We start from the raw sequence: 6,696 nt of genomic DNA, 5'->3' as shown, positions 1-6,696 counted from the left end.
GTGGTCGCGGCCGTCGACGGGCTCGGCTTCAAGGCGCGGCCCGCCGACTAGACCGGTCTCAACCGTCCTTCAGCGAGAGCGAGATGCGCCGCCGCTCGAGGTCCACGTCCAGCACCCGCGCCCGCACCACCTGGCCCACCTTGACCACCTCGGCCGGATCGCGCACGAAGCGGTCCGCCAGCTGGCTGATGTGGGCCAGACCGTCCTGGTGCACGCCCACGTCGATGAAGGCCCCGAAGTTCGTCACGTTGGTCACGATCCCCGGCAGCACCATCCCCTCGCGCAGGTCCTCGGGCTTGTCGACGCCCTCGGCGAAGCTGAAGGCCTCGAAGCCCTCGCGGGGGTCGCGCCCGGGCTTGGCCAGCTCGGCCACGATGTCCTGCAGGGTGGGCAGGCCCACGGCGTCGTCGACGTAGCGCCGCAGGTCCAGGCCCCGGGTGGCCGACTCGTCGCCCACCAGCTCCTTCACGTCCCGGCCCAGGTCGGCCGCCATGCGGGCCACCACCTCGTAGCTCTCGGGGTGCACGGCGCTGGCGTCCAGGGGGTTCTTCCCGTCGCGGATGCGCAGGAAGCCCGCCGCCTGCTCGTAGGCCTTGGGTCCGAGGCGCTCGACCTTCAGCAACTGGCGGCGGCTGGCGAAGGCGCCGTGGGCGTCGCGCCAGGCCACGACGTTGCCCGCCAGCTGCGGTCCGAGCCCCGAGACGTAGGTCAGCAGCTCGGCGCTGGCCGTGTTCACGTCCACGCCCACCGCGTTCACGCAGCTCATCACGGTGTCGTCCAGGGAGCGCTTCAGGGCGCGCTGGTCCACGTCGTGCTGGTACTGGCCCACGCCGATGCTCTTGGGGTCGATCTTCACCAGCTCGGCCAGGGGATCCATCAGGCGGCGCCCGATGCTCACGGCCCCGCGCACGGTCACGTCGTGGTCGGGGAACTCCTTCCGCGCGGTCTCGCTCGCCGAGTAGATCGAGGCGCCCGACTCGTTCACCATGGCCACGACCACGCCCGCGCCCAGGCCGAGGCCGCGCACGAAGGCCTCGGTCTCCCGGCCGGCGGTGCCGTTGCCGATGGCCACGGCCTCGACGCGGTGCTCCTTCACCAGCCGCCGCACGACGTCGCCCGCCTGGGCCGCCTTGCCGCCGCCGGTGTGGGGGTAGATGGTGTCGTTGTGCAGCAGCTTGCCCTGGGGGTCGAGCACCACCAGCTTGCAGCCGGTGCGGAAGCCCGGGTCCAGGGCCAGCAGACGCTTGCGCCCGAGGGGCGCCGCCAGCAGCAGCTCCCGCAGGTTCTCCGCGAAGACCCGGATGGCCTCCTCGTCGGCGCGCTTCTTCATCTCGAGCCGGATCTCGGTCTCCATGGCCAGGGACAGCAGGCGCTTGTAGGCGTCGGTGACCGCCTGTTCGACCTGCCGGGCGGCGGGCGAGGCGTTCTTCACGTAGCGGGGCGCGATCAGGGCGATGGCCGCCTCCTCGGGCGGGGCCACCTTCAGGTTCAGCATGCCCTCCTTCTCGCCGCGTCGCATGGCGAGCACCCGGTGGCTGGGGGCGCGCGCCACCGACTCGGACCACTCGAAGTAGTCGCGGAACTTGGCGCCCTCCTGCTCCTTGCCCCGCACCAGGCGCGATTCGATCAGGCCCCGGTCGAGATAGAGATCCCGGAGGGCGGCCCGCACCTCGGCATCCTCGTTGACGATCTCGGCCACGATGTCCCGGGCTCCGGCCAGGGCGGCCTCGGCGTCGGGGACCTCCTTCTCCGCATCGACGTACGCCGCGGCGGCGGCGAGGGGATCGTCCCGACCGGCCGCCGCCGGCGGCAGCGCGGCCCGTTCGACCAGCCAGGTGGCCAGGGGCTCGAGGCCCCGCTCGCGGGCCATGGTGGCGCGGGTGCGGCGCTTGGGCCGGTGGGGCAGGTAGATGTCCTCGAGGGCGGGCAGGGTGGCCGCGGCCTCGACCTGGGTGCGCAGTTCGGGTGTGAGCAGGTCGCGCTCGTCGAGCGACTTGAGGATGGCGGCGCGCCGCTTGTCCAGTTCCGCGAGCTGGTCGAGGCGGTCGCGCACGGCGGCGACGGCGACCTCGTCCAGGCCGCCGGTGGCCTCCTTGCGGTAGCGGCTGATGAAGGGCACGGTGGCGCCCTCGCCCAGCAGGCGGGCGGCGGCGCCCACGGCGGCCGGTGCGAGGTCGAGCTCCTGGGCGATCCGGGCGACGTGGTCGCGGTCCGGGGCGGCGGTCGGGTTCATGCGGTCCTCCGTGAACGGGTCGAGACTCCGGAGGGGCATAATGGGTCCTGGCGGGCGGAGGGGCAACCCCGGATGGGGGGCGGTGCGGAGCGGGTCCCGGGCGGGTCGCGGGAATCAGTCCTCGTCGTCCTCGTCGGGGCAGTTGCCCTCGCCCATGGGCACGACGCGGACGCGGGTCTTGAAGCGCTTGACCAGGCGCGGCTTCATGATCGAGGCGCGCACGAGGGTCTTGTACTCGCCGAGCTGCACCGTGGTGCCGGCCCAGCACTCGCGCAGCATGAAGATCTCCTCGCGGGCGCCGGTCATGGCCTCGTTCACCAGGCGGCGCAGGGCGAGTTCCCCGTCGGCGAGGGCCTGGCCCAGGGCCTTGGCCTTGCGGTCGAGCCCTTCGATGAGGGCCAGTTCGGCCTCGTTGGGGCCGCCGGGCTTGCGCGTCGTCACGTCGATGGCCTGGCGCAGCTTGATGCGGGCCTTCTCCATCTGGCGGAGCTCCGCCTTCTTCGCGGCCAGCCGCGCGTCGAGGGTCGGGTCGATGCCCGCCGCGAGCAGCGTGTGCGACGAGCCGCTGGCCCCGGCTTCGCCCACGGTGATCCCCATGCGGGCGATGGTGCGCCCGCCGGCGATGCGGCCGCGGGAGGCGTCGACCTTGCCCCGCGTCTCGATGTCGCAGTGGGTGATCTCGTTGGTCACGCGGACGTGGCCGCCGGCCCGGATCACGGCCTCCTTGATGTACTTGGCGGCCAGGTCGCCGCCCACCGCGATCACATGCTCCTCGCTGCCGACGATGCCGCCGGTCACGGTGAGGTTGCCGCCGGCCTGCACGTGGGCGGGTTCGACCATGCCCTTGACCAGGATGTCGCCGTCGGCCTGGATCGAGGCGCCGGTCTCGACGTCGCCCTCGATCTGCAGCGTGCCGGTGTGCTTGATGTTGCCGGTCTCGAGGCTCACGTTGCCCTTGATGATGTAGACGTCGTCGACGGCGAGCGTGTTGTCGGTGAAGCGCACGCGCCCGTTGATCTCGGCGGTGAAGGTCTTGACGCCCGCTTCGTCGGTGGTCTCGAGCACGCCCTTGCCGCAGCGCACGCGCACCTTGTCGGCCTTCGGGACGGGGATCTTGTTGCCGAAGACGTTCAGCCCCGGTTCGCCCGGCACCGCCGGGTGGGCCACCACCAGCACCTCGCCCTTCGTCACCGCCCGGTTGTCGAGCTTGGCCCAGTAGTCGATGGCGACCTCGTCGCCCTCGCCCTCGGTCTCCCAGCCGTCGGCGAAATAGTCGCGGCTCCAGTCGAGGTGCCCGTGCCGGGGCGGCACCGGATCCTCGCCCATCATCAGCACGACGTCGCGCACGTGATGGCCCGGCTCGCAGATGTTCCGCAGGGCCTGTCCGAGGAAGTCGGCGTCGGGGAACTCCGGGAGTTCGAGGGCCTGGAACTCGCCCAGGATCCGGGACACGGTCGAGGCGATGTCCTCGAGGGGGTCGGGGCAGTCGAGCAGCACCCGCACCTTGTCGTCGCTGATGCGCAGGCTGAATTCGGGCGGGATCTCCCGCGCGGGGGCCAGGTCGTCGGCGACGTCCGTCGGCGCTGTCAACGTGTCGGTCATGGCATCCGGTCTCCCGGCTCGCCCCGGTGTCGGGACGGGCCTGGTGGGCGGCCTGCGGCCCCGCGGGGCCGTGCTACGGTAATCCTTATCGGCGTCAGCCTGTTGGGGCTTAGGGATTTGTGAAAGAGATCCCAGCGGGCTCAGCGGAGTTTCCACCAGGGGCGTCGCGGCGGGTTTCCGCCGGGCTCGGAGCCGGGTCCGCCGGCCGGTGCGCTCGCCACGCGGATCGCCTCGGCGATGGCCTCGACGCGCTCGGCGGCGTCCAGGAGCTGGTCGCGGGTGCGGCGGAGGTCGGCGAGGGAGTCGGGGGCGCCATCCGTCCGGTAGCGGTCATCCGGACGCCAGGAGGGGGGCACCTCGAGGGTCAGGGCCTCGACCTCGATCTCCGCGGCGCCCGTGCCGCGCAGGTCGCCGCCGATGGCGACCAACTCGTCGCTCCATGCCTGGATCGCGACCAGATCGAGGGGCGGGCGGTCCGGACGCGGCGGCCGCCCGAAGGCCAGACGCCGGGCGGCCAGCAGCGCGCCGAGCCCAAGCAGGAACACGACCAGGGCGCCCAGCAGCCCCAGCCGGAGGGCCAGACGGGTCGTTTCGGCGGCGGGATCCGGGGTTTCGCCGCCGTCCAGCAGCCGCAGGGCGGCCAGCAGGCACGCCAATCCGGCCGACGCCAGCAGCGCGGCCACCACCACCAGGCGGGGCAGGCGGGTGAGGATTCCGATCGTCATGGCCGTCAGCCAAGCAAGGCCTGTGCCGGGGGCGCCTCAGCGCACGAGGGTCACTTTCCGCGTCGTGACCCGGTCGCCGCTCCGCAGGCGGCAGGTGTAGACGCCCGACGCCGCGTCGCGTCCGGCCCGGTCGCGGCCGCGCCACACGGCGTGGTGGTCGCCCGCGGGGCGCCAGCCGTCGACGAGGGTCGCCACGAGCCGGCCCCGGGCGTCGAGCACGTCGAGCCGCACCCGGGCGCCGCCCGGGCCCACCGCGTAGGCGATGCGGGTGGCGGGATTGCACGGATTCGGCGCCACCGGACCGAGCCGCGCCCCGGCGACGAGGCGATCCGGCGCCGCCGACGGGGTGGCCGCCGGCGGGCTCTCGTGCCCCGCCAGGTTCACCTGGGTCAGGGCGTAGAACCACGCGCCCGGGTCCGGGTCGCTCCAGGCGGTGCCCGTGGTCACGGCCAGCAGGTAGGCCGGGGCCGGCACCTGCAGCGGCGACGGCAGCCGGTAGACCCGGAAGTGGGCGAAGGCCGGATCGGTCGAGGGCTGCCAGGCGAGGTCGTTCCGGTCCGGGAGGCGGGTCACGACCAGACCGGTGGGCGGCGGGGGGGCGCTGTCGTTGATCGACCAGCCCGAGTCCGGCGGCGAGTCGTAGAACAGGCCCGGGGTGGCCGTGCGCGCGCGCACGAAGAAGACCGTCCAGGCCGGCGCCGTCGCGGTGCCGTCGGCCAGGGTGGGCACGACGACGTGGTAGGCGTCCTCCCGGTCGGCGGGCAGGGTGAGCAGGTACTCCCAGCTGCCCGGGGGGTAGGCGGCCGCGACGTCGCCCGGCGCCGCCACCGCGGCCAGGGCCGGGTCGAAGCGCCGGTACACCGAGTACTCCGTGATCGGGTCCGCGGCGCCGCCGTCGTCGAAGCGGCTCGCCGCGAAGCTCAGGCGCACCTGGCCGCCGGTGTCGCCGGCCACGTCGGCGACGCCGGTGATCTCGGCATGGTTGTGCAGCCGCTCGAAGGTGAGCACCACCGATTCCAGCACCGGCCCGGGCCAGGGGCCCGTCTGCACCAGGGAGGCCCGCCAGCGCAGCCCGGTCAGGGGCGGGTCCAGCTCGACCCACGTGTCGTCGGCGGCGACGTCGAACCAGGCCGCCCCGTCGCCGCTGCAGGCGAAGCGCACCGAGTCGGTGTGGACGGCGGCCAGGCGCAGGCGCAGCACCGGTTCGCCGCCCGGGTCGAGGTCGACCGAGACGGCCAGGTTGCGCACGGGGTCCAGGCCCTGGGGATCGGTCTGCAGGGCCTTGAGTCCGCCGTTGCCGTTGGCGGCGAAGGTGATGCCGCCGACGGTGCGCGAGTGGTAGACGTACTCGCTCGACGGCCAGCGTCCCACCGCCACCGGGACGGCGGGATCGCTCACGTCGACGATGCGCAGGCCGTCGGTGCCGTGGCTCACGTAGAGCGAGTCGCCCACGGCGGCCAGGTGGAACACCGTGCCGGGGCCGGGGTCGAGGTTGGTCACGAAGGCGGGTGCGCCCGGCCCCGAGACGTCGAACACGTCGATGCCGAACGATCCGCCCACGTAGGCATGGTCGCCGGCCACGGCCACGGCCAGGCCGGTGCCGCTGGTGGGCACGGCGGCCAGGGGCGCCGGCGCACCCGGCGTGGCCAGGTCGAGCACAGCCAGCTCCGCGTCGACGGCCACGAAGAGGCGACCGCCGTCCACGGCGAGGGCGCGCACCCAGCCGTCGAGGTCGACCGGCGGGCCGTTCACCGGCGCCTCGGGCACGGCCCGGTCGGCCACGCCCACTCCGCCGGCGCTCAGGGCCGAGTAGATCCAGTCGCCGGCCACCACGCACTGGGCGGTGTAGCCCGCCTGGGCGACGACGACGCCCGACACCGGCGACGTCGGGTTGCCGATGTCGAGCACCTGGAATCCCTGGCCGGCGCCGAGGGCCACGTAGGCCAGGTCGTCCGCCACCACGATGTGGCGCCCCTCGTCGGCGAGCGCATGGGTCTTGACCAGCGAGAGGTTCGCCGGGTCCGCGGCATCGACCACGGCCACCGCGTCGGCGCTGCCCAGGGCGACGTAGACCACGTCGCCGCGCATGGCCACCGCCCAGCTCTGCCCGCCGGTCGCCAGGCCGTCGAGTTCCAC

General features: G+C 73.6%; 4 protein-coding genes. All 4 read right to left on the bottom strand.

From position 1 onward, the window contains the following. Positions 1 to 58 precede the first annotated feature (58 nt). Positions 59 to 2,233, bottom strand: a complete 2,175-nt coding sequence (locus KDM41_14120; protein MCB1184562.1) for an RNA-binding transcriptional accessory protein — start codon at positions 2,231 to 2,233, stop codon at positions 59 to 61. A gap of 114 nt (positions 2,234 to 2,347) precedes the next feature. Next, positions 2,348 to 3,835: a DUF342 domain-containing protein gene (locus KDM41_14115; GenBank protein ID MCB1184561.1), complete on the bottom strand. Its 1,488-nt coding sequence runs from the start codon at positions 3,833 to 3,835 to the stop codon at positions 2,348 to 2,350. Between the two features lie 140 nt (positions 3,836 to 3,975). After that, positions 3,976 to 4,560: a hypothetical protein gene (locus tag KDM41_14110; protein MCB1184560.1), complete on the bottom strand. Its 585-nt coding sequence runs from the start codon at positions 4,558 to 4,560 to the stop codon at positions 3,976 to 3,978. A gap of 36 nt (positions 4,561 to 4,596) precedes the next feature. Next, positions 4,597 to 6,696 (bottom strand): hypothetical protein (locus KDM41_14105; protein ID MCB1184559.1); only part of this gene is annotated, 2,100 nt, incomplete at its 5' end.

This window comes from bacterium (genome assembly GCA_020440705.1).
In the GTDB taxonomy this organism is placed as follows: domain Bacteria; phylum Krumholzibacteriota; class Krumholzibacteriia; order LZORAL124-64-63; family LZORAL124-64-63; genus JAGRNP01.
Note: the sequence above shows the minus strand (reverse complement) of the source record. Positions and strands in the feature narration are given on the sequence as shown.